Source organism: Intestinimonas butyriciproducens (assembly GCF_004154955.1).
Classification (GTDB): domain Bacteria; phylum Bacillota; class Clostridia; order Oscillospirales; family Oscillospiraceae; genus Intestinimonas; species Intestinimonas butyriciproducens.
Genome location: NZ_CP011524.1, coordinates 1512841 through 1537483, shown reverse-complemented (window position 1 = coordinate 1537483; position 24643 = coordinate 1512841). Strand labels below are relative to the sequence as shown.

Genomic DNA, 24643 nt, shown 5'->3' with positions numbered 1-24643 from the left:
TTAAGCCTTGACCAACTTATATCCACGCCGCTTTGACTCGTCGTCCAGCTCGTAGCTCAGGTATCGCGTTAACCCAGATGCGGGCTTTATAGTAATCGTGAGTTGGCCGCCGTAAATTCCATTGCCTGACTGCATCCCGCGAGCAACGGCAGCTTCAATTTCAGATGCGGGGGCCTCAATGTTCGTACCTTGCTTTTGGTCGCCCAGCACCGCCAGAAACTCCCGGTTCGGTGGGATGACAGCACCGCGGGCCAGAGCCGGAATGCTTTTTAGGTCAATAGCAGAGGACACCCTGGACGAAGCGGAGTCCGCGCTGGTTGTTGGTGCTGAATTTTTTGCGCTTGTAAATTTATCTGTTATCCAGCTTACTTTTTCTGACACCCAGTTTGTGACACTCGACCAAACGCTTTTAAGCCCGTTAAGCAAACCATTGAGTATGTTTTCCCCAATGCCCGCCCAAAAATCAAGTGTGAAAAATTTTGCCACACTTGTATTCCACCAGGATTTAATGTCGCTCCACACTTGCTTTAGTGTGCCCAAAATGGCATCCCAGTTAAGGGCGGCAACCGTGACGAGGCCTATTGCCCCGGCGGCAATAAGTGCAATGCCAAGCGGAAGAAATACGCCACTTGCGACAAGGATAATGCCAATCACAAGGAGCGCTGTGCTTACAATTGCCATAATTTGTCCTATTTCTCCTTGTATGGCACTTACGATCGTTGACCAATTTAAAGCAGCGGCAGAAACCAAGACAACCGCGCCGGCCGCCATAAGGCCAATACCGAGTGGAAGATTCACCCCGGAAAATGTGAGAATTGCGCCAATTGCGAGAAAAGCAGTTCCAACCAAAAGTGCAATATCTGTGACTACTTGTTTGATGTTTTCCGTTGCGCTCTTCCAGTTCAGGGCAGCGGCAGAAGCCAGCCCAACGGCCCCAGCTACCATAAGCCCGATGCCAAGAGGAAGATTTGCGCCGGAAAACGTGAGCACAGCGCCAATTACTAAAAAAGCTGTGCCCATCAAAAGTAAAATGTCCGTGACTACCTGTTTAATACTTGTGGTCGCGCCATCCCAATTAAGCGCAATGGCCGTAGCAAGAGAAGCGGCCCCAGCCACCAGTAACCCAATGCCAAGGGGAATATTGGCACCAGAAAATGTAAAGACAGCACCCAAAACCAAAAGCGCACCACTTACGATTTCCAAAATGCCGGTAATGGTGTTTCTCATTTCGGCATCCATTGACCCCCAGTTTATGGCCGCCGCCGCTGCAAGAGCCGCAGCACCAGCCGCAATAAGCCCGATACCGAGAGGGATATTCGCGCCGGAGAACGCCAATACTGCACCAATTGCCAAAGCTGCCGTGCCAAGAATTACAAGGACTCTTGTAATGGCCGTTTGCAAAGGGCCATCAAGAGCGCCCCAGTTTTCAGCGAGCACAGAAACAAGGCCGATTGCTCCCGCCGCCATAAGTGCAAGGCCGAGAGGGACATTGACGCCAGAAAAGGCAAGAAGAGCGCCAAGTGCAAGTAGTGCACCAGAAACATACACCGTCAGCTCGTCAATTTTCCGCTTGTATTCTTCTGTGTTAAAATCCTCAAAAATCGGGCTGATTCCCTCCGAAGCAGCCGCTCCAGCGCCTCTCCCTTGTTCGTTTTCAGACAGCTTGTTGATGGTGTCAAAGCTGGCAAGCGACTTCTCCGCGTCTTTTGCCGCGTTCCCTACACCGTTCAGGGCTTCTGTTTCCTTATACAGTCCCTCCGCCGCCTCTGCCGCCTGCTCTTGCGTCATGCCAAACATAGCGGATACAACGCTCGATATGGCGGTGACGATTCGATTCAGAATATTTACAAATGTTGTGAAGGCTGGTATAATGACGTTGAAAAGCGGCTGAACCATCGTCAGTAAAGCGCCCTTGAACCGTCCAACGGCTTCCGACGCTTCATCGTTTACCTTGATGATTTTTCCAATCCACTCTGTAAACGCAGTCACCGCCCGGAACGCAAAGCTGAACATAAGGCTCATTCCGATTGCCCGCCCGATATTGTCGGCAAAACGAGACGCCTGTTTTCTGGCCTGGTTCATCGAATTAGCCAGTTTTTCCACATTAGCGCTTCCGGTAGCAAGATGTGCCTGAATGGCTCCGGCCCGCTCTTCTGACAGGTTAAGCTCTAAGCTTGCCTTACTGATTGCGTTGTTGTAGTTCTCAACCTGACCTTGTACCTTGTTCCATTCGTTTTGAAGCAGACGTACCTGCTCCTTTTGCTCCTGGATTTCCGCTTTACCTACACCGCCGTAGCTTGTGCTTTGGAGAGAAGTCAACTTTGCCTTTGCGGCGTCAAGCTGCGCACCCAGTTCCTTTGACTGTTCCACCAAAGGCATTTTCTGCTGTTGCTTGACATAAATTTGGTCGTTGAGCGTTTGAATCTTCCGGTTAAGTCGATTTAGTTCCTGTTGCGCTTTTTTATCATCAATTCTGGTTTCAATAATGATTGAACCATCTGCTGCCATAAAATCATCACCTTTGGAGGGGAATTGAAATGGGAAAACTGATGAAATGTAAGACTTGCGGGGCGGAAATCACAAAGTCGGAAAAAGCATGCCCCCTCTGCGGGGCGAAGCAGCACAAGGGCGTCTATGTTGCCTGCGCAGTGGTAGCGGCGATCGCCGTCATTGGCTGTGTGGCCGTCGTGGCCGGTTCCATGGGCGGTAGAACGTCCAGCACCCAGAACACTCAGGGCGACCACACAGCCAAAACCTTGACATTTTCCGGTGATGGCTTCGAGGCGGAGTACAAGGGCTGCTCCAGCTCCGACTTAGTGGACGGGTGCTTTTATGTCTCCCTCTCCGTGAACAACACAGGCGACGTAGAGCAAATGTACGTGCTCGATGATGTCTATGTGGAAAATTCTCACTGTTCCACAGGGACAGGCTTGCCCGTGACTGCTCTTCCAGGGAAAGGTGTGACTGGATCCTTCATCGTGTCTTGTGAGACGCCGCTTGAAGATGTTGAAAAAGTGGAGTTCCGCCTTTCTGTCTTAAATAGCGAGACGCTGGACCAATTGACGGAAAGCGATGTGATTACGGTCTACCCAAATGGATGATCAAGGCCGCTCCTTTTGGGGCGGCTTTTTTATGTCCACGCCTTGATTAGCGCTTCCTCTGACTCTGTGTAGCGGACCTTTATATCTACAATTTCTTTATTTTTTCTGTAAAATTCTTGTTCGGTTTTATCCAGCCTTTTGCCTTTTGCCTTTTTGCTTCTAATTCCAACGATTTGGGCAAACAGGCAATCGCCGATTTCCATGTACGCGGAAAGAAAGGTCCACCAGTGTACGCCGCCTGTGTTGGACTCCGTGTCGTACTCTAACGCCCTGGTCTCATAGCCCAGCACCCGGTTTACCGGGGCCACGATGTACTGGAAGTCTTGCTCCCACGCCACAAGCTGAGGTTGCTTTTTTTGCCCCTCCTGCTCCTGGCCGCCGTTGATAAATTTGAAGCACTCTTTTAATGCAACGTCGTAGTCGGTCAGCACCTCGAAGTCCACATAGAACATCTGGAGCACGGCAAGGGCACGATCCTCGTCACTTAGTTCCGGGTCGTTTATTGCCTCAAAAATGTCCAGGATGACCCGGAAGTCATAGCGAACGGCAAATTCCTTCCCGTCTATTTCAACGCTTTTGGGGAGTCTGTAGCCCATGCCGTACTACCTCACTTGTGGTACTTCTGATATTTTGCAGTGTATTTTGCAATTCGTGGATTGGTTGATTTCTGTTCTCTGGTGTATGTGCTGTCGATTTCGTCCATCACGGCCAGCATCAGGTTGCACCACGCCGGAAGCCCAGCGGCCACAGCGTAAACGTTCATATCGCCAAAGAGTACATCACTCACCGGAACGCCAAACAGGCCGTCGATGATTCCCCGCATTTCAGCATCCCGCTCCCTGGCAAAGTCAAACACCTCTCGTTTGTTTGCCATCTTCTCGACCTGGGCCTTATATCCCTCCTGCTTCTTGTCTAGTTCCTCAAAGGCGGAGTAAAGGCGCTCCACAAAGTTGCTGTCTGTTGGGTTAAATGTGACCTCACACTTTCCGTTCAGAGAGTAAGTAACAAGGCCCGATTCAAAGTTCAGTTCCTTCATGTGTTACACCGCCCCGCCAGGAGTAAAGGTGACCGTGCTGCCGGTTCTCGTTACTGTGCCAATGGTACGCTCGCCGCCGTAGGTAATCTCTGTGGAAATTTCCAGGTTGCCTCCGCCCTCGCCACCAATGCGGGTCACGGCAATGGCGCTCCCGCTGTACCGCTCTGCAAAGGTAGCCTCGCCGGAATCGGCGTAGAAATGAGCGATCAGCATATCCTGGTTGGCAAGAGACTGGGCGTTCTGGTCCTTTACACCAAGATTCCACAGCTTTACTGCGGCAGCGTCTCCAGCGTCCATAGGGATAGGGTCAAAAGACTGGGTAATGATGGGCTTCTTCATGGTGGTCCAGGTGTTTCCCAGGATGTCCTGCGTGGATTCCTGGCTCCAGTCCATTTCCTCATCGGAGTCTTCCACACGCTTGCCGAACGCACTCCATGTGGGAGTCTCTGCGGTCCCTGTGTTAAGATAGGCGATCAGAAGTTCTCTGGCAATGGTCTGGCCCGCCGTAGTGTTAAATTCAAGGTCTGCCATTATGTTTTCTCCTTTCACACGCCAACTTCATAGGTCAGCTTCATCAAAATTTGGTAATCCTCATATCCATCCTCATAGGAGGCAAATTTGGAGGACTGAGTGGTGGGCTCTACTCTGAGCGCCCGAATCTCGTCTCCCAAATCAGGGAGATTTTTTCTTGCCCAGTCACCGAAGTGGTTCAGCCGCTCGTCCGCGTCCAGGCGCTTGTCATTACTGCGTCCAGGCTTGATGCGATAAATCAGCTTGAATTGATATTCTGCCTGATAGCCGCCTAGGATGAACCGCTTTGTGATATAGGTACCCTGGATAGTAGACAGGGCCATACCGGTCTCGTCCCCCTGGTCGGAAGTCAGGAACTCATACTTGATGATATCCACCGGCTTCTCCGGGAAGGTGTTGGCCCATACCAGCATTGAGCGGGATATCTTGCCTACTTCCTCTGCCGCCGCCAACATGCGAGGTTTTTCTTTCTTATCAGAGATCATCTTTCACCGCCTTGTCTGCCACACGGATCCATTTTCCCAAGTTTTCGGCCTTGCTGGCTTCGAACCAGTGGTCCTGGGCTTGTGCGTGCATCGCCTTGTTGAACACTAGATTTTTGTCCGTCAACACTTTTGTGGTGCCTTTCCGGGCATAACTGCTGCCAGTCTCTGGGTCTACCATAAGTTTCCCGTTGTACAGATACCTGGATTGAGGGCCAGGGTAAATAATCAATGGGCCGTCCACTTTCGTTCTTCGGTCAAGGTCTCCGGTCAGAGCCGGAACAAACGGAGAAGTGTCTTTTTTTACCTGGAGTGCCACAGTATGCTCCGCTTTGGTACATCCCTCAGCCAGTTTGTCCTTGATTGACTCCAAGCCATCGGTGTGTACCGTGAATTTCGGCATTTCAGACGCCTCCGACTTCCCAATGGGACATATCTCCGCCAAAATTCTTGAAGTCCACCTTGGTCACGTCATACACGTCATCGGAGGCAGCCTCTATGGTCTGCACTGTCCAGTCCGGGTGTACAGCCTCGCCCTTGACGAAAAAGCAGTTTCGGCCCACAGAGAGGGTCCACAGGGCGGATTTATCCTCTGTCCTCCAGAACTCAATAGGACCGATATACCGCTTTGCCGCACCGGTCACGCCGTCCACGGCCTCCACACTGACCGGGATATAGAGGGTTACCGCGTCCGCTCCCTCCAAGCCGCTTTTCGTCACGTTAGAGCCCTTGGAAGCATCTAGGAGGACCCCACGCAGTATGGTGATATGATTGACCATGGATGGTTCAAAATCGTTCTCCGGGAGCTCTGTGGTCTCTGTGTTATAGACCGTCACAACATGGGGGAACATATCCACAGGAGCACCCCCTTCCCCGGTATAGGAGACCGGTGGTCCCTAAATACCGCTGGGCGATCGCCGCAAGGGAAGCCTGCGCCGCCTGTGCGGAGGAAAGGGCCTGTTGAGCGCTGTCCCCGCCGCTGCGGTAGGTCTTGGACCAGCTGCCTACGCTCTGGCTTTGCAGTTCGCCACCGGAGTTCATGGCGGAAGTCAGAGCCTTTTGCGCCAGCGCCTGCGCCGCGTCAATTGACTGGTACTGCTCCGCAATGGCGCAGCAGGCCATTCTCAGCGCGTCCAACTCGCTGTTTGGGGCCGCCCGGCCCTGCGTGTAGTAATCCAGAAAGGAACTTGCGCGCAGGGCAAGGCGGGAAAACTCGGCCTCCTGAATGGCTGTTCCCAGGTATGCAGTTGTATAATACTCATAGTCTGCGTAAGCCATCACAGCGCCTCCAAAACAGCCAGGATGTCGGCCTTTTTCATGGAGCTGCTGACGCCCTCCACGCCGTTCTCGTCCGCATAGTCCAGGAGCTCAGCCTTGGTCATGCCGGAGAGGTCTGGCGTGGAGAGCGAGGCCGTGCTCAACAGCTCATTTAACCCCCCGATACGGTGACCGTGGCGGTGTCAGTCTTGGAGGAATCCTGCTTGGACTTGGCTGTGACAGTCAGGCTGGTGTTGGTCTCGGCGGCGTCCACCGCCAGATAACCGGCGGCGCTGATCTGCGTCCCGGCGGCAACAGCGGACGAACCGCTCACGCTCCAGGTCACAGCGGTGCTATAGGGGCCACCGGTGCCAGTCACAGAAGCGGCAAACTGCTGTCCGCTGCCCTTCTCAACCGTCGGGGTAGCGGGGGTCACGTCCACGGCGCTGATGGTGCCTGTGGCGGCGGCGTATACGGCGAAGGGGAAGGCGTTGTCCAGGTCGGCATTGTAAGCGTTGATGGGGTTGGGGACCTCCCAGCCCAACCGCATGACGGCGCGGAGGGCCACCATATCGTTCTGCATCAGGTTATACAGAATGTCACCGGTGGTGGGGTCCTGCACCACACCACTATCAAAAATCTTGAAGGTCATATCCTGTCGAATGGCATAGACCAACTGGCTCCAGTCACCCACAATCGCAAGAGATTTCTCCGGATCATAAGCGCCGTTTACGGGGAAATACATACTCATGCCGTCCAGCGCGTAGCGGGTATCACCCTGCATATCAGTCTTGAAGATGGGCTGGCCGTTCTTGTCCACCAGCCCCCGTAGCTTGGCCCGCATCTGGATGGCGGCCATCACGCCGTTGGGGATGTATCCGCCCTCCTCAACCTTGGCGATCACACCATCCTCCGCCATGATATCGGCGAAAATGTCACCGGTTGCGGCCACCACAGTGCCAGCAGTCTCGGCAGAGGGAACGAGGCCCGCTCTCCAGGAGGTGGGCTTGTCTGTGCCGTACAGAATAGCGGCGTCAATGACCTTGCCAAAGGCTTCCTGGAGGCGGGGACGCACTTCACCCCAGATGTCGTAATCGCTGTCGTCCAACACCGCCTCGGGAATGGGGACGATGACCGCGATCTCCTCTGCATAGATTTTCTTCTTGTCCCACGCCATGTTGGTGGTCTTTTTTAGGGATGCCTTGGAGTCGGGCGCTCCGGTGGTCGCCTCGCCGTTCACAAAATAGGCGGTGGGCAGTGCGTCCAGCACGTTGAGGGTCTGGGTCTTGCTGGTCATGTTGGGCAGCCGACGGGCCATCCGCAGCACGGCGGACTCTGTTACGGCTCCCTGGATAATCTCACGGGTCACGGGTTCAGGGATCAGCCCGGACAATCTGCTTCTGTCGATAATATCGGCCATTGATAGGCTCCTTTCTTACTTGAGTGCGCCCCGGATCAGGGCGTTCATCACGTCGTTTTCTCCTGTTTTGGGGCTTCCGCCGCCCACAGGGGCGGTCCAGTCGAAGGTAGTTTTCTTGCGGTCAGCGGTCAGGGCATCCACGGCCTGTTCAAAGGTGGTCTTGTCGTCCACCATCTTCCCGGCCTTGAAGGCGATAAACTCCGCCTCCTCTCCGGTCAGACCCTTTTGGGCCAGATACAGGTCGCGTTTCAGCTGGTCCCGCTCCGCCTCCGCGGCGGTCAGCTTCCCGGCCAGCGTATCCCGCTCTCCGGTCAGCTTGTCCCAGCGGTCCTTTTCGCCGGCCTGTCCATCCTTCCAGGTCCGGTAGGCGGTCAGTTCTTCTTCGCTGGGCATACCCTTTGTTGCCTTGGCTACGGCTCTTGCTTTTTCTTTGCTGATGAGCGCATCAACTTCGGCCTGAGTAAAGGTAACCTCGCCACCATTGCCCGGTGTCGGCTCCTGCACCGCAGGATTTGTAATAGGTTCAGACATTTTTGAAACCTCCGTTTATTAGTCACCCCGTCGGGTGCCGTTTAAGGCCCGTCGGCCTCGGTTTTACGCCTCTCGGCATGGATAAACAAACAAAAAAGAGGCCAACCGCCTACGATTTGTAAGCAGTTGACCCCAACGGTCCTTCTCCGGCCCCTATCGGTCAGAGGAACGATATACTGTTTTCTTCTTCTCCTCCAAGATGAGGAATCCGTTTTCCTTTTTTCTAATAATGGCATCATTGCCACGATCAAGAATAGCCTTGATGATGGCCCATGCTTTTTCATTCATCAGAAACCTCTGTGTCTTTTACAACATCGTCAAGATAAATAGACCAAAAAGGACGCCAATTCGGCACATTTTCCGTTCCAATGTTAATAAAAAGCGTCGCTGCTCTACTTTTATCTCTCCGTTTCATTTCCTCTATCACTTTTTCAACGCTCATGTGTACTACACCCTCATCCTTTCCCTTTGCAACGGTAAGTCAGCCGCCTCACTAAACGCCTTGTATTCCGCGTTTAACCGGCGTATACGGGCGGTTACTGCCTGCTCTTCCTTGCTCAGGCCTGCGGCCTTGTATGCGGTCTGCTCCCGCTTTAGCTTGCGGACGGTGTGCTCGATTTGTCTCTGCTTTTGCGTGGCCTCATAGGCTGTATAGTGCTTGCCCTCAAAGTCCACGTCATGGCCGTCATCAATGTGGGCCAGTTCTTCGTCGGTGTATGTGCGCTCCATCACACCATCCACAAACGCCGTCCTGATATGGCGGCAGTTGGCTCCTTCCAGGCCGTCCACATAGCCCAGGCCACACACCTCGTAGATGCTCGGATATTTGTCTCCGATCCTGACGGAGTAGACCCGGCCCTGCCATTCCTTGTGGTTCTGCCAGCCGACACCGGTGTCACGGGCCCCGATATGAGCGGACACCTCAAAATACGGCGTTTCCAGATACTCGGCGCTCTGTTCCGTGTATTTGGAACAGAGTTGGGACACGCCCGTCATCACCGCCCGGCGGGCCGCCACGTCGATCTGGTCCCGGTGCCCGCTCTCATAGTCCACAATCTTGATACCGCTGTCCGCCAGCTGCTTGACGGCGTTTTTGATGGCCTGGTTGTAAGAGACAGCCCCGCTCATAACTTGCATCTCTGCGTTGTCTAGCGCCCATTGATAGGCCCTGCCCGGGGCAAGCATCGTCCGCCCGTTGTCTACCAAAAATCCCATTGAGCGGGTCAGGTTGCCGACTTCTCGCTGGGCTTGTGCCATAATGGCAACAATATCGGTGGCACTCACCAGCGTTTCAGGAGCCGTCAGGCCCGCAAGGTCTATGACCTCTTTGTAATACTCCTGGTTGCGCTCCACCGCGCCGTCCAAGAGCTTTTTAAGGTCCCGCTGGCTGATGTTGGCGGTACGCTGGATGGCCTTTTCGATTTCCTTCAGGTCGATGCCGTGGGAGCGAAGCGCCCGGATGTCCTGCACCGTGACCTCGTTCAATTCGCCAGCCAGTTTCAGCCGGGAGCATATCTCGTCAAGGAGGGTTGCTTCCAGACTGCGGTATAGTTTGGTCAGTCCTTCCGGGAGGGCATCGAGAAGTTCCGGGGTGAATGGATATCTCATTCAATCTCCTCTTCTTCCTCGTCTGTCATATCCTCCATCTTTGGAAGCATCTTCTTTGCCGTGGCCTCGTCCTCGTTCATCCACTTAGACCGGAACTCCCAGTCATTCATGATACCGGCGTTCAGAAGCTGCATATCCCTGGAAAAATCAGACTGCTTGTCCTCGATGATGGAGTCATCAAAGTCAATGGAAATCTCCACGTCCTCATTCAGTCCGGCATTCATGGCCGTGTTTCCCAGGCGGAGCATGATCCGGCACAGCTCGGTCAATACCTGCTCCAGAATGATTTCATGTTTCTTGATCGTACGGAACATGGTGCTGTTTTCGCTGATGACCTGCGTCGCTGTGGCCACGCTGCCCTGGCCGAATCTGTAATGATTCTCTCCGAAGCCGCACTTGCTGGACAGCAAATTGAGCTGGTCCTGGATTCCTGTATTGTGCTCCTGCGTCCGAAGGGTCATATCAATGGGTGTAATGACCGCCCCGTCTTGAATGTCCTCTGGCAGCACATAGAACACGAGGTCGTCACTGTCAAAGACCGGCTCACCGTCTAAATAGCTGGTTGCCGACGGCTTGACCATCACCCGCTTTTTCCCAAGCACAAACTCATTGACATAGCTGTCATAGGCCACGTCAACGCCCTTGAGCACATCTATGGCGCTGGAAAACACAGAGACGCCAAGCGGGATGTTGTCATCGTAGTTGTTGGCGATATTTGGCCGGTCAATGACAAACTGCCGACGGTCCGACTCCGTATGTACCACCTGAGGGACCCGCTCGAAGCCCGCGACATCGGTCAGCGCTACCTCGGAATCCACATTGCCGTTTCGGTATCGGTAAATGCGATTCTCAATGTCATACAGGCCGTTGACCTTGTGGTGAATCTGGAGGTAGCAGAAATCCTCTCCATTGACGGTGACGGTGCTGGAAAAGGCGCACTCGCTAATGATGCCATTCTGCCAGGACAGCGGCCAGATGTGTTCCACGGTCACATAGTCCATCACAATCCCGTCGGCGCTCCCGGGGACAGGTCCCTCTTCCGTGGCCTCCATTCCCACAACCCGGGGGATAAAGGCTACTGTTCCGAGGGCAAACGCCTTTTCTTGCATCTCATTGGACTTGACCCGGAAGTTGTTCTCCTCGAAAACCCAGTCTATAAACTCCTGCTCCTTCTGGCCTTCCAGGGTGATTTTTACCTTCTCGTTCATGAGCAGATTTGCCCAGTCCTCCGGGATTTTCTTTCCCATGTTGAGGGTGTACCGCTTGCAGCGCACCATCCCGGCCCCGTTTCGTACCCGGTAACGGTGGAACCCCTTCACGTCGCCCTCATACCAAGACTTCCACTCCTGCACTTTTGTGTAAAACTCCTCCGGCACCGTGGAGTAACCAAGCTCTTTCAGTTTTTCTGTAATATTCATGCCGTTATCCCCATTCTTCGGAATACTCTCTCCAGGGCATATCTAGTAGCGTCAATCAGGTGATTGTTCTCATCAGGATAACCGCTGATAATTTCTCCGCCCTTATTTCGCTCATACTCATAATTCACAAACTCGTTGTATGCATTTGGCGTTCTTCTGCGGTCAATGACAATCTTCCGCCTCTGGAGCCACTTCATGCCGTACTCTACGCTCCCAGGTCCCTTGATAGCCTCCTTGGCTGGGAGCCCCATCGCCCGGTAGTCCGCTGATGATTTAGGCTCTGCGCTGTCGCAGGTAATGTAAGCGTCCTTGTACCCTTTGGAAAGAATCAACTTCCCGCTCGCCTCGTTGGTCAGCTTGTTTTGGTATATCTCGTCCATTAGGTATATTGTCTCTCTGGCGCGGTCATAGTGGAGGCGGATAAAGGCAAATGGATCGGGAAACCATCCCCAGTCCACGCCCTGGTAAATCTTATCGAAGGAAGCAATCTCTTTGTCTGTAATTTCTCGCAATTCCAGGTTTTCAAATACATTTCCGCCGGTCCCAACAGCCTCGCCTAAGTATTCGTGACGGTACGCCCGCTCGTCTGTGGCCTTCAGATGTTCGGCTTCCGCCAGGAACTGCGCTCCCAGCCACTCTGGCGGGGCCTCAAGGTATGTACTCTTGTGACACAGCCTGTCCGCCCGCTCTTCCAAACTGTCCTTGTTGGCCCAATTATCCCTGGAAATCGGCGGGTTATAGCTTTCAAAGTTCCAGAACTTAGAGCCACCACGCATAGTAGATTGTAAAATGGTTCGTATCTCTGCCCGCCCTGCGAACTGATCCTTTTCCTCAAAATGAGTAACGGCGATATACCCGAATGGGACCTTGATGGACTTGATCTTCATGGGATCGTCGGCGCCACGGAACATGATCTTTTGACCTGTCGGCTTATAGATCAGCTCCATGGGCTGCACCTTTGCATCCCAATACTGCGCCATGCCCAGCTCTCCGATTGCCCACAGGTACTGAGCATACACACTATCCCGGATGGTGTTTGCCACCTTGCGGAGCACCAATGCATGAGTACACGGATTATTTATCAAAATCAATGGGAGCAGCAATGACACACAAGATGATTTCAGTGAGCCACGCCCCCCGGAAAGGTCGTAGTGAGTGTGCCCGTGCTGGAACACGTCACGGGCCAGCAAATGAAATGCGGGGCCAAGTACAGTAGATAAGCGCACCTCAGACATCAATAATCACCTGCACCTTGCCCTCTTCCCCTTTGCCCTTGACGAGCGCCCATTTATCAATCAGCGTCCCGATTGCCGTGGTGATCTGCGCCGGGGTTGCTTCCTTTAGCTTTTCCTCATCGTTCAGCACCGTCAGGCCTTTCCCGATGATTTCACACACCATACCCCGCTGGCTTTCCATATAAGCCAGAATATCGGCGGTATTGTCCTCTTTTTTCTGTTGCGCTTTTTGGGCGAAATTTTCGCAATTCTGGATGATTCGCTTTACTGTGTCTTTCGACACTCCATTCATCTTAGCGACAGCGTTATAGCTTTCAACGGCCATATAGTCAGCAATTATTTTCTTTTTCTGCCTATCTGTCAGCCGTGCAGCCATGATCGCCACCTCTCATATGGTTTCTTTTTTCGGAGGAGAGGACGGGTGCGGGAATCCGCCCTCTCCTGATTTGCTGCGGGCCACCCGCCGCAGCTCGGGGCACATCCATAGGGCCGTCCATATCCTCATGCGGGTAAGGGCGGCATATAGCCCTTACGGGCTATGTTGCAGGTTTACGGCTTTGCCTGCGTGCCGCTGCCGGGAGGGATGCCCGGCGAAGGGAAAGGAGGAGGAAATGGAAGGGAGCGGGATGCATTCGCCCCCACGCTCCCATTGTCGCATAATTACCGGATTTGCTTCCCACTTTTGTGGGAGGGCTTCCCTCTTATTTTTGAGATGATAAAAGGTTACAGTCTATGTACAAACGGAAAGTTTGTACGGCCCATTAAGTAATCTGTGCTGACGCCGTAATAGTCAGCAATCTTATATAATGCGCCCATTGACGGCTCTACTTCTCCCCGCTCATACCGTCTCAGCATATCAGGGTGCAACCCCATCAGCTGCGACGTCACCGTCATACTCCGCACTGGACGCATGTTCTCCCTCAGCCTCCTCAGTCTCTCAGGGAACTCGCTCAAGTGTTATCCTCCCTCACAAAAAATATCAGATAATTTTAGCATTTTGTATTGACAACTAGGTAATATTGGCGTATAATATAATCACAGTAAGGGATCGGGCAGACCAAAACTAGGAGGAGCAAAAATGGAGAAATACGGATTGACGGACGAAACTATCGAGATCCTGACGGGGAAAGCGGAAAAAATTATGAGCTACTATGACAGCTACAAGTTGGACGCGCGCGAGTGGAAAAACTACGGGAAGCACCGGGTATATGTCACGGTTAGCGGCTATCATGGAGATGACCTCCAGAAGACCTATAAACTTGCTTGGGTCGATATGGACAACGAGCAAAAAATCACCTGGCAATATTAACGCAGAAACGTCCCGCCCCGGAGGTCACGAGGGCAGAAGGAGAAGGAAAATGAAAGTAAGAGAAGTTATCAAGATTAAAGAGTGGGTTGACGGAAGCGGATACAACTACGAGGAGATATACAGCGACAAGCTTGTAGACGTGGACGTTGAAGAAGAGGTGCAAGAGAACTTTAGCTGGGATTGGTGGGAAAAAGATAGCTCCGTTAGGGGAAACGAGGACTTAAGGATTATCGTGGAGTATTACAGGGTATCAGATGATACGATGATCGCAAAATTTGAAGCATGGCAAAGCGAAATCTAAAAACAGAAATCTCACCCCGAAACTCACGATGGCAACAAAAAAGGAGGATGCAAAATGGGAAAATCCAACGAGATCACTCTTATCGCTTTGTCCTGCTTCGGCGGGAAAGCAGTAGTCAAGTTTTCTGAGGACGGATGGGATGTCGTGTCCGATGACCGCAAGGTCAAAGATGGATATCTCCACTTGGACGCTTCCGCGCCTGGCGGCATCCCGGATGATTTAACCGAGCCTGTCAAAATACAGCTTATGCGTTACCTGTACAAGCATCACCCTGACCTCCCCGGCCTGGGAGTTACCCCTCAAGCTAAGTATTTTAGTGGGTATAGTCTGGATGACGTGGAGCGGCTCGGCAACGACGGTGAGCACGGATACTACAACCAGGTGATCAAATGAGACGTAAATACGGAGACTGTATCCGGGCAGACGGCGACTGTACCGTCTGCCACCTGGTGTCTTACGGACGTGACTGCCGCAATAAGCCAATCACAAATCTGGAGTGGGCCCGCCGCCGTGAGCACATGAGCCTCGACGAGCTATCAGCGCGGTCCGGCGTCAATAAAAGACAGATCCAGCGCATCGAGCAGGGCGAGGGTAAGATGGGCAACGTCACCCTCACCAATGCTCTGGCTCTGGCGGACGCGCTGGACGTGGATGTGAGGGAGCTGCTGTAATGTGCGCTCTACCGCGCATCCCCCCCGCACCAAGCCGCCCCATCACAGGGGCGGCTTTTTTGTTTCCCCGCCGGGCGGGTCCGGCAGCGGCATCCAGTGGGTGACATTGGCATCCTCCCAGTTGAGCCATTCGTCTATAATCCACCCGTCGGCCTTGTTCCACGAGCCAAGCTGATACGTTTCTTCAAGCGTGATATTGCTTTTCGGGAGGCAGCACCACGACCCCCCCTCCCGGTCGGCCTGGGCCAGCTCACGGAGGCGGGGCGATTTTTCCGCGCAAACTCCGCCCCGCACTCCTCACAGGTGTAGATCAATTCAGCCCTCATCATGCTCCAGCCTCCTGGGGAACCCTACCCGGTATATTGCCTCCATTATCCTGTCCGCGTTTTCAAGCGTCCGACTTTTGCGATAGTCGGATGCCGCGCACTCCACCTCTTTCCAGAGACGCACAGTGTGGGAAAGGCACCGCTCGCGGAAGGCAGCTGCACGCGCCTCCTCATCCCTCGCTCTAAGGATTCTCTTTTTGTCCGCGCTGCCTGTCTCGCGGCTGATAAGCCTGCTGTGATATTGCACGTACAGCCCACGCAGCTGCAAATAGGCCGCACGGTCCGCCGCGCTCAGTCCCGGCGGGATTGGCTCTCCCCTCATCGCGGCTTGCTCATATTCAAATACCATTCCAGAGTCCTCACCGCGCTCTGCCATCCGTGACACACCTCCCACGCGAAGCCTTGTGCAATCAGCCGTTCTCCCCACCAGTCCTGCTCTGGGCTGGTTCTGCCTTTTTCGCTCTTGAGTTCGATATAAAGCCCATGGTACATCCCCCTCGCCACAGGAAGGCACAGGTCCGGGACGCCCTTCTTCACACCCATGGCCCGATCTATCGCGACCTGTTTTTCGCCTTCCGTCGTTTCGTTTTTTACGTGGTGCAGCAGCGCCAGTTCCGGCCATTTCCCGCGAATAGAAGGCTGCCGGGACCACTTCATAACCGCGATCTGGTGCTTATACTCCCTCGCTGCCACGTCTGTCCACCTCCAGGAATCGAATGATTTTTGTACCCGATTTCTCCCTGCCCTGATTGACCCTGTACCCGTTTCGGACCAGAATCACCGCCACAGTCTCAAGGTCCGCCGGCTTATCGATATAGATCTTCATGATCATGACGCTTTACCTCCAAACAATCGATTCAGGATTTGAGACGCCTGGAATTTTGTCAGTCCTTTCACGTCAAACCCCTTGCACCGGCGGGCAATGATTTTAAGCTGCCCCTCTGTGGCGGGCGCCCTCCCCCAGCGCCTGGCAATATTCAGATCCCAAATCGGCCGGCTGTCCGAACAGTGCGTTTCCAATGTAAGATACATCTTGTCCAACGCGGCCTGCATGGGCATTCTCTCTCCCGCCACAAGGGTCATACCAAGGGAATCCGGGCAGGGAATGACCAATTTTGTTTTTTCGGGCAGAGACACCACCATGGACCCATCCGGCATCTTGAAATAATTCACATCATGGGTGTTGTACTGCTGCCCCCTGGCCCACAGGTCCACGATCTCCACATTCTTGATCCAACTCTCCGGACAATCCGACGCCGACGCCGCCTTGATCGGGAGCTCGAACAGCATCCCCTGCACTTCGTCCGCTTTTCTGGCCGGAACATCGTCCATGCTGATCCCGAGCAGAGATGGCGCTGTACAGATGGACGCTTTCCCCGTCACGCCCACGCAATCGATCAGGATGAGCCGCTCTTTCCCCGGGTAAAGTCTGAGCCCTCGTCCGACCATCTGGGCATATAGGGCGTCCGATTGCGTAGGCCGGGCAATCATCACCGTCTCTACTCTCGGGATGTCGGTCCCCTCGGTGAATACCATACAGTTGACCAGGCACGGGATCTCTCCCCGGGTGAACGCCTCAATGATCGCCGCCCGGTCCTTTGTCTCTCCCGTCACCACCACAGCTCCATCGATGCGTGCCGCGATCTCCTCCGCCTGGTGGACCGACACCGAGAAGATCAGCGTGGCCCCGACGGCATGGCCCCGGTATGCCTCCGCGATCGCGTCCGCTGTTCCCTCCATGGCCTCGTCCAACTCTCCGGGGGCGTAATCTCCAGCCCTGGTCCGCACGCTGGACAGGTCATACCCAATATGTATCCGCTTGCATAGGATGTCGCAAAGCCAACCATTTTCGATCCCCCACCGCAGATCACGGGAAAAAATGATGTTGGAGAACACGTCGTTCAGCCGGACCTTATCTCCCCGATTGGGAGTGGCCGTGAACCCAAGCGTCAGCCGCGGCGAGAAATGATCCAGGATGCGCCGGTATGTGCTTGCGGCAGCATGGTGGCACTCGTCCACGATGATGGTGTCGAATTCATCCGGTGAAAACCGCTCCAGACGTCGCGCCATGCTCTGTACCGATGCGCTTACCACCTCTTCTCCGGCACTGTGTTCTTTTGCTCTCTCGACACCGAATGAGCAGCCGTAGTATTTTCTGGGCTGACTGACCAGCTCTTCCCGGTGGGAGAGGATCAGGGTTCTTCCCTGTCGAGGGATATTTGCAAAAGTCACTGTTTTTCCCAACCCAGTCGCCATTTGGACCAGATAGGCTCCAGGCGTCTGCACCTGGATGGTTTCTATGCATTCCTTCTGGTAGTTTCTTAACTCCATTTTACCTCCTGTCGTGGTACAACGTGTGACGCTGTGGTACAGCTTGTCCCACGCATCAATCCATTGCGGCGCAACGGATTGATGGTTGTTTTTACAGGGTGTGGGACTGTGGGACAACTTTTTTACCCTACGCGCGAGACGTGTATTAAACTTTTGTTCCCTTCCTCTAAGCATAAGCTTCATATACACACACTCTTATATAGCGTGTATTTACTGTACCACATGTACCACAGTCCCACAGAACCCGGAATCCATTGCGGCCCTAAATTTCCTACTGTGGGACAAGGATTTATTTTTTGTACCACAAAGCACCTCAAAGCGGTAATTCTGCCTCTTCTCTGTCCACATCGTCCACAATCTCCTCTAATTTTAGAGATACGCACTCGGTCAATTGCCCGTTGATTCGCTTCCCTCGGGTATAGTTCCGGCCTCTTGTCTCTATCAGATCGTTTGATTTCAGGTAACTGAGCGTGGCGGCCGTGGAAAACCCTGCGTCACTTACCACGCGGTCAAACACCGACCGGACGATGTAGGCCCGCCCCGGCTCTATTGCTCCGAGCACCTCCAGCGTCTCAGATCGTCCACACAGCTTGTTCGCGTTCTGCACGGCCCAGTCGCATAGATAGTGATAAGCGCGGTCTCCGGCGCTGACCGCGGCCTTGGAGGCCAGGAAAGATGACACCTCCGCTTCGCTCAAAGGCACAGCCTTCCCCGCAAAGACCCACTCATTGGCGAGCCGGTCCGCCTCAATGACGGCAGCCGCAGCCATGGCCTGCTTCTCCGTGGTGTCGTTGGCGGACAGTGTCCGGAATAACACCTGATACTCTGATACCACCCGGTCGATGACGCCAGGTTCATACAGTTTTCCGACGAACTCGCGCCCAGCAAAGCCGAAGTTCCGCTTCAGGGAGCTTGATATTCGTATGCCGTCCGTGATAACCGCCTCGGAGGCCCTGCACTCGATGTCGATGACGCGGTTCACCGCTCCGGCGCCGGCGTTCTGCCCGGTCAACGGACTTTCCCCCGTGGTCAGGATGCAGTTGTGCCAGGTAGGCGTCATATCCACGCCCCCGCCCCGGTTGCCACGGGTACGGCCCACACCTTGCGCCAGCTTGTACACATCAAATTGGAGCCGTCCCCGGCTGTCCCTGGCGAGCTGTAGCTCGTCCAGGCAAAGAGGCAGGTGGTTTAGAAAAGCCGCCGTCTTCTCGCTGCCCACCACTGTGGCGTCAAAGGTCTTGACATAGGCGCCCATCACAGGGTCCGCCCATACCGACGCCGCCAGCATCAGCGCCACGGTTTTGCCGGTGCCGGAATCCACGCCCCACAGGTGGACGAAAAATGGAAGCGCCCCCAGAGGCTCCAAGAGCGCGGAGGCAAAGGAGGCCGCCAATATGATTCTGGCTGTGGTGGACATACCCCGGCACTCTAAAGCCACCCGCTCCCACTCCTCCCGGCTGCCTTCCGCTCTGACCGCGTGGAACATGGTCTTGAAATTGGCGTCGCCATCGAAGATCAGACCGTCTACAAAAGGGGAAAATCCCTCGCCGGATATGTACCCGAATCGGCCGATACTCTTCCGCTCCGGGATGCGGTCATAGTTCAGGTTCTCCAGGTCGTTCATATACTCCACAAACGCCCGCGCGTTCTGGCTGGTCACCGCGATTCCCAGCCTGGCCAGATCAGTCACCCTGTTGGCGTTGGCCAACACCACCTTCTCGACGATCGTGCTCCGCCACTGGGTCCCTTTGCGATAGGCCACCCGCACTCGTTCTTCTCCCGTGTCTATATTGACCAGCCGTTCCACCGGCATCACCGGATGCGGGCAGGCCGTCTCATATCCGTAGCCCGCCTTTCGGCATACACCGCCTTCGTCCGCCTCCCAGTCCCCGGCATTGAGCTCCATGGGCTGCCCGTCGAAAGCGGTCACATTGTCCACATACACCGTGTCCCGCTGCTCACGCATCGTCGTAACGTATGCCCGATACATCCCCTTGAACCCCTTGAATCCTTTGGACGCGGCATAGGAAGCAAGTGCCTCCAGCTCCCGGGCGTGCCGAAACGGCTCTTTGGCCGATTTATATAGCTGCTCATACGGAGCCGGCGTTAAAAAGTCATCTTTCTCATATTCGTACCCCAATCTATCACCTCCATGGATGCTCATCGAACCAGTAATCCAGCCTGTCGAGCTCCCGGCAGGCAACCGGGTATAACGGAGCATCCGGGCCCATCTGCTTCGACACCCACAGCGCCCGGTAGAGTACCGTGCGGGACTCATACTCCCGCCGGTACTCTTTTAACCGTCGGGCCTCGTCCATCCGCTCCCGGGCCGCCTGCGATGCCTGGGCATGTGTTGGACGGTGGTTTGTCAGCCCAAGGCTGAAATCATCATTCAGGCGAAGCACCGCTTGCCCAAAAGAGACTCCGAACAGCTCCATCGCGAAATCGATGACGCTCCCACCGCGGCCGCATCCGAAGCAGTGCCAGCCTCCGGTCCCGGGGTACAGCTTGAGGGAGGCTGTGCGATCTCCCGCGTGAAACGGGCAGTTCATAAAGCCGGACCGGTTGGGCTCGTATCCGTACCGCCTTGCCACCTGCTCGGCGGTCAGTGATTCCTTGATCCTGGCTGCTATCCCGTCAGAACGGAAGTTCACCGTCATCCTCCAGATCGGCAAAATCTCCAGCGCTCACATTCACTCCGCTTCCCGCTGCCCTGTAGGGCGGCAGTTCACTCTCCGGCACATTCCCGCCCTCCGACTGTTTGGGCCCGCAAAAATGCACTCGGTCCACCGTCATCTCGTTGGTCGACCGCTTGTTTCCGTTCCTGTCCGTCCATTCTCTGGTGGACAGCTTTCCCTCCACGATGATTTCCTGGCCCTTATGAAAATATTTTGCCACCATCTCTCCGCTAGATCTCCAGGCCGTGCAGGAGAGAAATAATTTTGTCTCGTTTTCCCTGTACTTTTCCGACCACGCCACCGTGAAGGAGCATACAGGTGTGCCGGAGTCGGTGCTGCGCAGCTCCGGTTCACGCACCAACCGCCCCTGAAGGGTCATATGGTTAAGCATGCTCGTTCACCATCCTGTAATCTGTAATTCGGTCCAGATGCTTCCGACTAATGCAATACGGGCACGTACCACAGCTCACCGGCTCTATTTCGTGCCGTTTGATCGCCTGATAGCGTGGTGACAGACTCCTGACCTCCTCGAGCTTCGCGGTCAATTCCTGATCCGGGATGTAGATTGCATCCAGGTTCGGCTCGGCCTCTTTGGTGCCGACTGCCAAAATAAATGGCAGCATATGACCCTCGACCGCTTGATAAATGGCCCCCTGTATGTCGTAGCCCCATGCTCTGGCAAAGGGGACCATCCCCCACTCCTCATCGGACCACACATCCGCCGTATCCCGCATGATTTTCTGGTCTACAATCGCACCCTCGCAAAAGCCCATGGCTTCAGAGGTGAGCGGATACCGTTCAACGATCTCACGGCATGTGTCCGCGTCCAGCAGACTGTCGATTTTGATTTTATAGGGCACTCCGGCAATCTCTCCGGTCAAGACCACCTGTTTTTGGCCGGACATTAGCAGCATGTACAGGCCGTCCGCCTCAAGCCGTGAGATGATCTTCTCTGCATGAGCGTACTCAGCCTTCAGGGCGCCGTCCCGCTTAAACAGCTCCGGATTCTGCGCTTTGAAGGCCGCCAGCGTGCCCTCAAAATATGCGTCCACATAGGCCCCCACCAAGATGGCGGAGGTTTTGGGTGTGGCGTATCGGCCCTCCAGTTCGGCCAAGGCCGCCGCTTCACACCTCCTGAACGCTTTGAACTGGCTGGATCCCATGTAAGCCATCTGAATCTCGGGCATAAAGTAATTCTCATTCGTCACTGTCGGAAGATGCAATGTTCTCCTCCTTGTTCTGTTCCGCCTCCGCCGCTTTTCTCTTAACGGCGCAGTCTGCACAGAGCGGCTTTCCATATTTTTTTGTGGTGTACGCCGCCATCCATTCCGCGGTTTTCTCCATGGCGGGAGAGATGGTCCCTCCGCAGTCTGCGCACGGGGGTAAAGGCTCAGTCCTCTGCGTGCGTGGCTTGTAAGGCCGTACCCGAACGGCGCTCACCACCTCTCCAAACGCTTTGATCCCATGTTCAATGTAGAGCTGCACCTGCACGCCGGGCCAATCCTCAAAGTATCCGCTTCCGGCCACCTTCTCGATATTTTTGGAGCGGGCCACATTCAGGATCATCGGTTTGTTGCCCGGCTCCTTCCAATGGACAACCTGCTTCTTACTCTTGCCCTCCGCCGTGGTGACGGTCTCGTCGATCCTTACCCGTTCAATCGTAAGGACCTTCTCCTCACCCTCCTGGAAGTCTCCCTCTCCGATGAAGTTCGGGTCAGACACTTTCTTCTTCCAATGCGTTTTCATCCTGCCAACACCTCCTTAATCCATCCGGACAGCCTGTTTTCCGTCTCTTCGAGGTAGTGCCGGATGATATCCGGATCGGCAAAACACCAGTCAATAAAGTTATCCCTGTGGTCATCGATATAAGCTCGCTGGACTTCTGAATCGATCTCGAGCTTTATGCGGTATGGTACAGAGGCTGGCTGCCCCGTCCGCTCCATCGCGGTAATGTCCGGGTGCTGAATATCTCGGTCGTTCATTCTGCCACCTCCACCTCTACGTCATCCGCCGCTTGGAGGATGATCTGCGACGCCAGAAATCGCGCCGACAGTCCCGTCTCGATCTGTAGCATGCGAAGCCGCTTCTCTGCTTCCGGCGTCAATCTGACGTGCCCGCATAGCCGCTTGTCCGCCTTGTGTACCTTAATTTTTATCTTATTCACTTGACTTTCCTCCCTATAGCCCTTACAATAAGGGCGGATTCGTTATATTTTGCCGCCGTCAGAGCTTAGCCCCTCTGGCGGCGGCGCTTTACATTTACAGCGCGATGATGACGCTCCCGCCCTCCACTTCGGCAGAGAGCTTGTCTTCCAAATGTGCCTTGACAACCTCCCTGGCCTTCAATTTCCACATCCCGCCGTCTGCTTCAATGAAAGCGATTCCCCGCTCGCTGATGCGAATCAAGAAGATGCTCTCCGGCTGTTCTACCTCCTGGAATGTGCGGTAGGGTCGGAGCTTCACGAGGGGCCGGATCTGCTCGTTGGTCTGCAATGCCACACCCTTCTGCGTGGTGATAGTGGTCGCAATGCCGTTGTCGTTGAAAATTACCTTGGCGCCCAGAGAGATGTCGCTGACCAGCTTCATGGCATACAGGGTGTCCTGCGTCTCCTGAAAACGCGTACGGAGCGCGATTTGCGCCTCTTCAAAGCCCAGCGTGACCTTTTCGCTCCAGCCGGGGACATCGGTAGCCATGGCCTCATAGTAGACCTGTCGGAAATAGCGTGCTGCCACATCAGGCTGACCGAAGCAACGGACGGTCATATGGTCGGGCATGGTGATGTACAGCGGGGTATCCATATTGGAGGCCTCGGTCCTTACCAGCTTTACCATGGCGTCCAGGCTGTTCAGCGGGAGGGGGTCTGGGTGGAAGATGGTCGGAAGGATCTCTTTTGCCACACCATCGGCGGTGATCGCGAAGGTAGCACCCTCGACAACTCTAATCTGCGGCTGGGTGGTGTTCTGGATGTGTTCGATAAACTCTTTCAGCATGACGTATTCTCCTTATCCTGCGGTTTTGATGAGTTTGAGTAAGGGTGGGGCTTCCTGTTCTGATCCGTCAATGGCCGTCTGACCGGGGACCTGCGGGACCATCTCGACAATGGTCTCCTCATCGGCCACATAGAGCGAGGTGGTGACTGGGTTGGTGGCCGCTAGGACGGACTTGGCCACACAACTGACCGCGATGTTCTGCCGCGTGTCGTCCGGCTTCAGCTTCAGGGTGAGTGTGAGGGTGCGCTGGGCTGTGGCGGCTGTGTTTGGGTCTAAGATATTGTCCAGCAGGCGGGACATCTCATAGTCGGCCCTCTCCTGGATCGCGCCTCGTGCCATCTGCAAGATCGATTTTTGTGTGCACTCGTTCATTGGGTTCATTCCTCCTTTTTGACTTCTTCTATATTGGGTTATAATCTGTTCTTATAGCGTCGGCTCTTTTTATGCCGGCTCTTTCATTTTTGCGATCATCTCCCGCCAGTTTGGGGGCGGTTTGATGGTCTCCCAGCGGCACACCGTGGACTGGTCCACCCCAAGCAGCTCGGCAGCCTCCCTTTGCGTCAGCCCCAGAGCAATACGAGCGTCACGCAGCTCGCGCTTGCCCTCGGCGATATCCTCCTTGTGGGTCTCGCGGTACCGGCGCTGGGCCTCGGCGATCTCCTCCTTGTGGGTCTCGTAGTACCGGCGCTTGCCCTCGGCGATCTCCTCCTTGTGGGTCTCGCGGTACCGGCGCTGGGCCTCGGCGATCTCCTCCTTGTGGGCCTCGCGGTACCGGCGCTTGCCCTCGGCGATCTCCTCCTTGTGGGTCTCGTAGTACCGGCGCTGGGCCTCGGCGATCTCCTCCTTGTGGGCCTCGCGGTACCGGCGCTTGCCCTCGGCGCGCTCCTCCTTGTGGGCCTCGCGGTACCGGCGCTGGGCCTCGGCGATCTCCTCCTTGTGGGCCTCGCGGTACCGGCGCTTGCCCTCGGCGCGCTCCTCCTTGTGGGCCTCGCGGTACCGGCGCTGGGCCTCGGCGATCTCCTCCTTGTGGGCCTCGCGGTACCGGCGCTTGCCCTCGGCGATCTCCTCCTTGTGGGTCTCGTAGTACCGGCGCTTGACCTCAGCGATCTCCTCCTTGTGGGCCTCGCGGTACCGGCGCTGGGCCTCGGCGATCTCCTCCTTGTGGGTCTCGTAGTACCGGCGCTTGACCTCAGCGATCTCCTCCTTGTGGGTCTCGTAGTACCGGCGCTGGGACTCGGCGATCCGCTTTTGCTTTGAGTCCATGCGGCCCAGGATGACCTCCCGGTCAAAGAGCCGCCCAATCGCAAGGTCTGCATCAGTAACCCGGAAAGACGCCTCGATCTCTGCGTCGGCACGGGCCATTTCTGCCAGCTCTGCAGGGGTGAATCCCATTGACAAGTCATCTCCTTTCTGCGCGG

General features: G+C 55.1%; 38 protein-coding genes. 5 read left to right on the top strand and 33 right to left on the bottom strand.

Annotation, left to right across the window (positions count from 1 at the left end; translation table 11 throughout):
- On the bottom strand, positions 1 to 2508 hold the full coding sequence (locus tag SRB521_RS07635; protein WP_116722501.1) for a phage tail protein: 2508 nt from the start codon (positions 2506 to 2508) through the stop codon (positions 1 to 3).
- Between the two features lie 29 nt (positions 2509 to 2537).
- Here SRB521_RS07635 and SRB521_RS07630 point away from each other — a divergent pair, with 29 nt between their 5' ends.
- Positions 2538 to 3101 carry a hypothetical protein gene (locus SRB521_RS07630; protein ID WP_116722500.1) on the top strand — a complete coding sequence of 188 codons (564 nt, stop codon included), beginning with the start codon at positions 2538 to 2540 and terminating at the stop codon, positions 3099 to 3101.
- Between the two features lie 29 nt (positions 3102 to 3130).
- Here SRB521_RS07630 and SRB521_RS07625 read toward each other — a convergent pair whose 3' ends face one another.
- The 17 genes from SRB521_RS07625 to SRB521_RS07555 all read right to left on the bottom strand — a co-directional run bounded on the left by SRB521_RS07625 (position 3131) and on the right by SRB521_RS07555 (position 13573).
- Entirely contained in the window at positions 3131 to 3697 is a 567-nt protein-coding gene (locus SRB521_RS07625; RefSeq protein WP_116722499.1) for a Gp15 family bacteriophage protein, read from the bottom strand.
- An 11-nt stretch (positions 3698 to 3708) separates the two neighbouring features.
- Positions 3709 to 4137, bottom strand: a complete 429-nt coding sequence (locus tag SRB521_RS07620; RefSeq protein WP_116722498.1) for a hypothetical protein — start codon at positions 4135 to 4137, stop codon at positions 3709 to 3711.
- A gap of 3 nt (positions 4138 to 4140) precedes the next feature.
- A complete protein-coding gene (locus SRB521_RS07615) occupies positions 4141 to 4668 on the bottom strand; it encodes a hypothetical protein (protein WP_116722497.1) in 528 nt (175 codons plus the stop codon).
- A 14-nt stretch (positions 4669 to 4682) separates the two neighbouring features.
- Positions 4683 to 5081, bottom strand: a complete 399-nt coding sequence (locus SRB521_RS07610; protein WP_165816322.1) for a hypothetical protein — start codon at positions 5079 to 5081, stop codon at positions 4683 to 4685.
- A 61-nt stretch (positions 5082 to 5142) separates the two neighbouring features.
- On the bottom strand, positions 5143 to 5553 hold the full coding sequence (locus SRB521_RS07605; RefSeq protein ID WP_116722495.1) for a minor capsid protein: 411 nt from the start codon (positions 5551 to 5553) through the stop codon (positions 5143 to 5145).
- A 1-nt stretch (position 5554) separates the two neighbouring features.
- On the bottom strand, positions 5555 to 6007 hold the full coding sequence (locus SRB521_RS07600) for a hypothetical protein (RefSeq protein ID WP_129868830.1): 453 nt from the start codon (positions 6005 to 6007) through the stop codon (positions 5555 to 5557).
- Positions 5973 to 6428 (bottom strand): head-tail connector protein, encoded by a 456-nt coding sequence (locus SRB521_RS07595; protein ID WP_116722494.1) that lies wholly within the window; start codon positions 6426 to 6428, stop codon positions 5973 to 5975. The genes SRB521_RS07600 and SRB521_RS07595 overlap by 35 nt, the downstream gene beginning before the upstream one ends.
- A complete protein-coding gene (locus SRB521_RS07590; protein ID WP_116722493.1) occupies positions 6428 to 6571 on the bottom strand; it encodes a Rho termination factor N-terminal domain-containing protein in 144 nt (47 codons plus the stop codon). The genes SRB521_RS07595 and SRB521_RS07590 overlap by 1 nt, the downstream gene beginning before the upstream one ends.
- 8 nt (positions 6572 to 6579) lie before the next feature.
- Entirely contained in the window at positions 6580 to 7827 is a 1248-nt protein-coding gene (locus SRB521_RS07585) for a phage major capsid protein (RefSeq protein WP_075705035.1), read from the bottom strand.
- Positions 7828 to 7842: 15 nt separating this feature from the next.
- On the bottom strand, positions 7843 to 8358 hold the full coding sequence (locus tag SRB521_RS07580; RefSeq protein ID WP_116722492.1) for a hypothetical protein: 516 nt from the start codon (positions 8356 to 8358) through the stop codon (positions 7843 to 7845).
- Positions 8359 to 8511: 153 nt separating this feature from the next.
- Positions 8512 to 8646 (bottom strand): hypothetical protein, encoded by a 135-nt coding sequence (locus SRB521_RS16680; RefSeq protein ID WP_257534811.1) that lies wholly within the window; start codon positions 8644 to 8646, stop codon positions 8512 to 8514.
- On the bottom strand, positions 8639 to 8800 hold the full coding sequence (locus SRB521_RS16115; protein ID WP_165366602.1) for a hypothetical protein: 162 nt from the start codon (positions 8798 to 8800) through the stop codon (positions 8639 to 8641). The genes SRB521_RS16680 and SRB521_RS16115 overlap by 8 nt, the downstream gene beginning before the upstream one ends.
- Positions 8801 to 8805: 5 nt before the next feature.
- Positions 8806 to 9966, bottom strand: coding sequence for a phage minor capsid protein (locus SRB521_RS07575; RefSeq protein WP_116722491.1), 1161 nt, complete (start codon positions 9964 to 9966; stop codon positions 8806 to 8808).
- Entirely contained in the window at positions 9963 to 11384 is a 1422-nt protein-coding gene (locus SRB521_RS07570; RefSeq protein ID WP_116722490.1) for a phage portal protein, read from the bottom strand. The genes SRB521_RS07575 and SRB521_RS07570 overlap by 4 nt, the downstream gene beginning before the upstream one ends.
- The gene (locus SRB521_RS07565; RefSeq protein WP_116722489.1) at positions 11381 to 12619 is read right to left on the bottom strand and encodes a PBSX family phage terminase large subunit; all 1239 of its coding nucleotides are present in this window, start codon (positions 12617 to 12619) and stop codon (positions 11381 to 11383) included. Before SRB521_RS07565 ends, SRB521_RS07570 begins: the two co-directional genes overlap by 4 nt.
- Positions 12612 to 12995 carry a helix-turn-helix domain-containing protein gene (locus SRB521_RS07560; protein ID WP_116722488.1) on the bottom strand — a complete coding sequence of 128 codons (384 nt, stop codon included), beginning with the start codon at positions 12993 to 12995 and terminating at the stop codon, positions 12612 to 12614. Before SRB521_RS07560 ends, SRB521_RS07565 begins: the two co-directional genes overlap by 8 nt.
- Positions 12996 to 13342: 347 nt before the next feature.
- On the bottom strand, positions 13343 to 13573 hold the full coding sequence (locus SRB521_RS07555) for a helix-turn-helix domain-containing protein (protein ID WP_116722487.1): 231 nt from the start codon (positions 13571 to 13573) through the stop codon (positions 13343 to 13345).
- 139 nt (positions 13574 to 13712) lie between these two features.
- Here SRB521_RS07555 and SRB521_RS07550 point away from each other — a divergent pair, with 139 nt between their 5' ends.
- The 4 genes from SRB521_RS07550 to SRB521_RS07535 are packed head-to-tail and all read left to right on the top strand — an operon-like array spanning position 13713 to position 14900.
- Complete coding sequence (locus tag SRB521_RS07550) at positions 13713 to 13928, top strand: hypothetical protein (RefSeq protein ID WP_129868829.1); 216 nt, start codon at positions 13713 to 13715, stop codon at positions 13926 to 13928.
- 49 nt (positions 13929 to 13977) lie between these two features.
- A complete protein-coding gene (locus SRB521_RS07545) occupies positions 13978 to 14229 on the top strand; it encodes a hypothetical protein (RefSeq protein WP_116722485.1) in 252 nt (83 codons plus the stop codon).
- A 54-nt stretch (positions 14230 to 14283) separates the two neighbouring features.
- Positions 14284 to 14622: a hypothetical protein gene (locus tag SRB521_RS07540; RefSeq protein ID WP_116722484.1), complete on the top strand. Its 339-nt coding sequence runs from the start codon at positions 14284 to 14286 to the stop codon at positions 14620 to 14622.
- Entirely contained in the window at positions 14619 to 14900 is a 282-nt protein-coding gene (locus SRB521_RS07535; RefSeq protein ID WP_116722483.1) for a helix-turn-helix domain-containing protein, read from the top strand. Before SRB521_RS07540 ends, SRB521_RS07535 begins: the two co-directional genes overlap by 4 nt.
- 42 nt (positions 14901 to 14942) lie before the next feature.
- Here SRB521_RS07535 and SRB521_RS07530 read toward each other — a convergent pair whose 3' ends face one another.
- From SRB521_RS07530 to SRB521_RS07465, 15 genes are all read right to left on the bottom strand, one after another.
- Complete coding sequence (locus SRB521_RS07530; RefSeq protein ID WP_116722482.1) at positions 14943 to 15194, bottom strand: DUF551 domain-containing protein; 252 nt, start codon at positions 15192 to 15194, stop codon at positions 14943 to 14945.
- 21 nt (positions 15195 to 15215) lie between these two features.
- Positions 15216 to 15602 carry a hypothetical protein gene (locus tag SRB521_RS07525; protein WP_129868828.1) on the bottom strand — a complete coding sequence of 129 codons (387 nt, stop codon included), beginning with the start codon at positions 15600 to 15602 and terminating at the stop codon, positions 15216 to 15218.
- Positions 15545 to 15919, bottom strand: coding sequence for a VRR-NUC domain-containing protein (locus SRB521_RS07520; protein ID WP_116722480.1), 375 nt, complete (start codon positions 15917 to 15919; stop codon positions 15545 to 15547). Before SRB521_RS07520 ends, SRB521_RS07525 begins: the two co-directional genes overlap by 58 nt.
- Positions 15900 to 16058 (bottom strand): hypothetical protein, encoded by a 159-nt coding sequence (locus SRB521_RS16110; RefSeq protein WP_165366601.1) that lies wholly within the window; start codon positions 16056 to 16058, stop codon positions 15900 to 15902. Before SRB521_RS16110 ends, SRB521_RS07520 begins: the two co-directional genes overlap by 20 nt.
- Positions 16055 to 17557: a DEAD/DEAH box helicase gene (locus tag SRB521_RS07515; protein WP_165366600.1), complete on the bottom strand. Its 1503-nt coding sequence runs from the start codon at positions 17555 to 17557 to the stop codon at positions 16055 to 16057. The genes SRB521_RS16110 and SRB521_RS07515 overlap by 4 nt, the downstream gene beginning before the upstream one ends.
- A gap of 313 nt (positions 17558 to 17870) precedes the next feature.
- Positions 17871 to 19697, bottom strand: coding sequence for a DUF927 domain-containing protein (locus SRB521_RS07510; RefSeq protein WP_165366599.1), 1827 nt, complete (start codon positions 19695 to 19697; stop codon positions 17871 to 17873).
- A gap of 4 nt (positions 19698 to 19701) precedes the next feature.
- The gene (locus SRB521_RS07505) at positions 19702 to 20232 is read right to left on the bottom strand and encodes a CHC2 zinc finger domain-containing protein (RefSeq protein ID WP_129868827.1); all 531 of its coding nucleotides are present in this window, start codon (positions 20230 to 20232) and stop codon (positions 19702 to 19704) included.
- Positions 20195 to 20626, bottom strand: a complete 432-nt coding sequence (locus SRB521_RS07500) for a single-stranded DNA-binding protein (protein WP_116722476.1) — start codon at positions 20624 to 20626, stop codon at positions 20195 to 20197. The genes SRB521_RS07505 and SRB521_RS07500 overlap by 38 nt, the downstream gene beginning before the upstream one ends.
- Complete coding sequence (locus SRB521_RS07495; RefSeq protein ID WP_242976595.1) at positions 20619 to 21422, bottom strand: PD-(D/E)XK nuclease-like domain-containing protein; 804 nt, start codon at positions 21420 to 21422, stop codon at positions 20619 to 20621. Before SRB521_RS07495 ends, SRB521_RS07500 begins: the two co-directional genes overlap by 8 nt.
- Positions 21423 to 21432: 10 nt before the next feature.
- Entirely contained in the window at positions 21433 to 21981 is a 549-nt protein-coding gene (locus SRB521_RS07490; RefSeq protein ID WP_129868826.1) for a hypothetical protein, read from the bottom strand.
- Positions 21978 to 22217 carry a hypothetical protein gene (locus SRB521_RS07485; RefSeq protein ID WP_116722474.1) on the bottom strand — a complete coding sequence of 80 codons (240 nt, stop codon included), beginning with the start codon at positions 22215 to 22217 and terminating at the stop codon, positions 21978 to 21980. The genes SRB521_RS07490 and SRB521_RS07485 overlap by 4 nt, the downstream gene beginning before the upstream one ends.
- The gene (locus tag SRB521_RS07480) at positions 22214 to 22399 is read right to left on the bottom strand and encodes a hypothetical protein (protein WP_116722473.1); all 186 of its coding nucleotides are present in this window, start codon (positions 22397 to 22399) and stop codon (positions 22214 to 22216) included. The genes SRB521_RS07485 and SRB521_RS07480 overlap by 4 nt, the downstream gene beginning before the upstream one ends.
- Before the next feature lie 94 nt (positions 22400 to 22493).
- Positions 22494 to 23225 carry a hypothetical protein gene (locus tag SRB521_RS07475; RefSeq protein ID WP_116722472.1) on the bottom strand — a complete coding sequence of 244 codons (732 nt, stop codon included), beginning with the start codon at positions 23223 to 23225 and terminating at the stop codon, positions 22494 to 22496.
- Between the two features lie 12 nt (positions 23226 to 23237).
- On the bottom strand, positions 23238 to 23597 hold the full coding sequence (locus SRB521_RS07470; protein WP_116722471.1) for a hypothetical protein: 360 nt from the start codon (positions 23595 to 23597) through the stop codon (positions 23238 to 23240).
- A 69-nt stretch (positions 23598 to 23666) separates the two neighbouring features.
- A complete protein-coding gene (locus SRB521_RS07465) occupies positions 23667 to 24617 on the bottom strand; it encodes a helix-turn-helix domain-containing protein (protein WP_129868825.1) in 951 nt (316 codons plus the stop codon).
- Positions 24618 to 24643 lie beyond the last annotated feature (26 nt).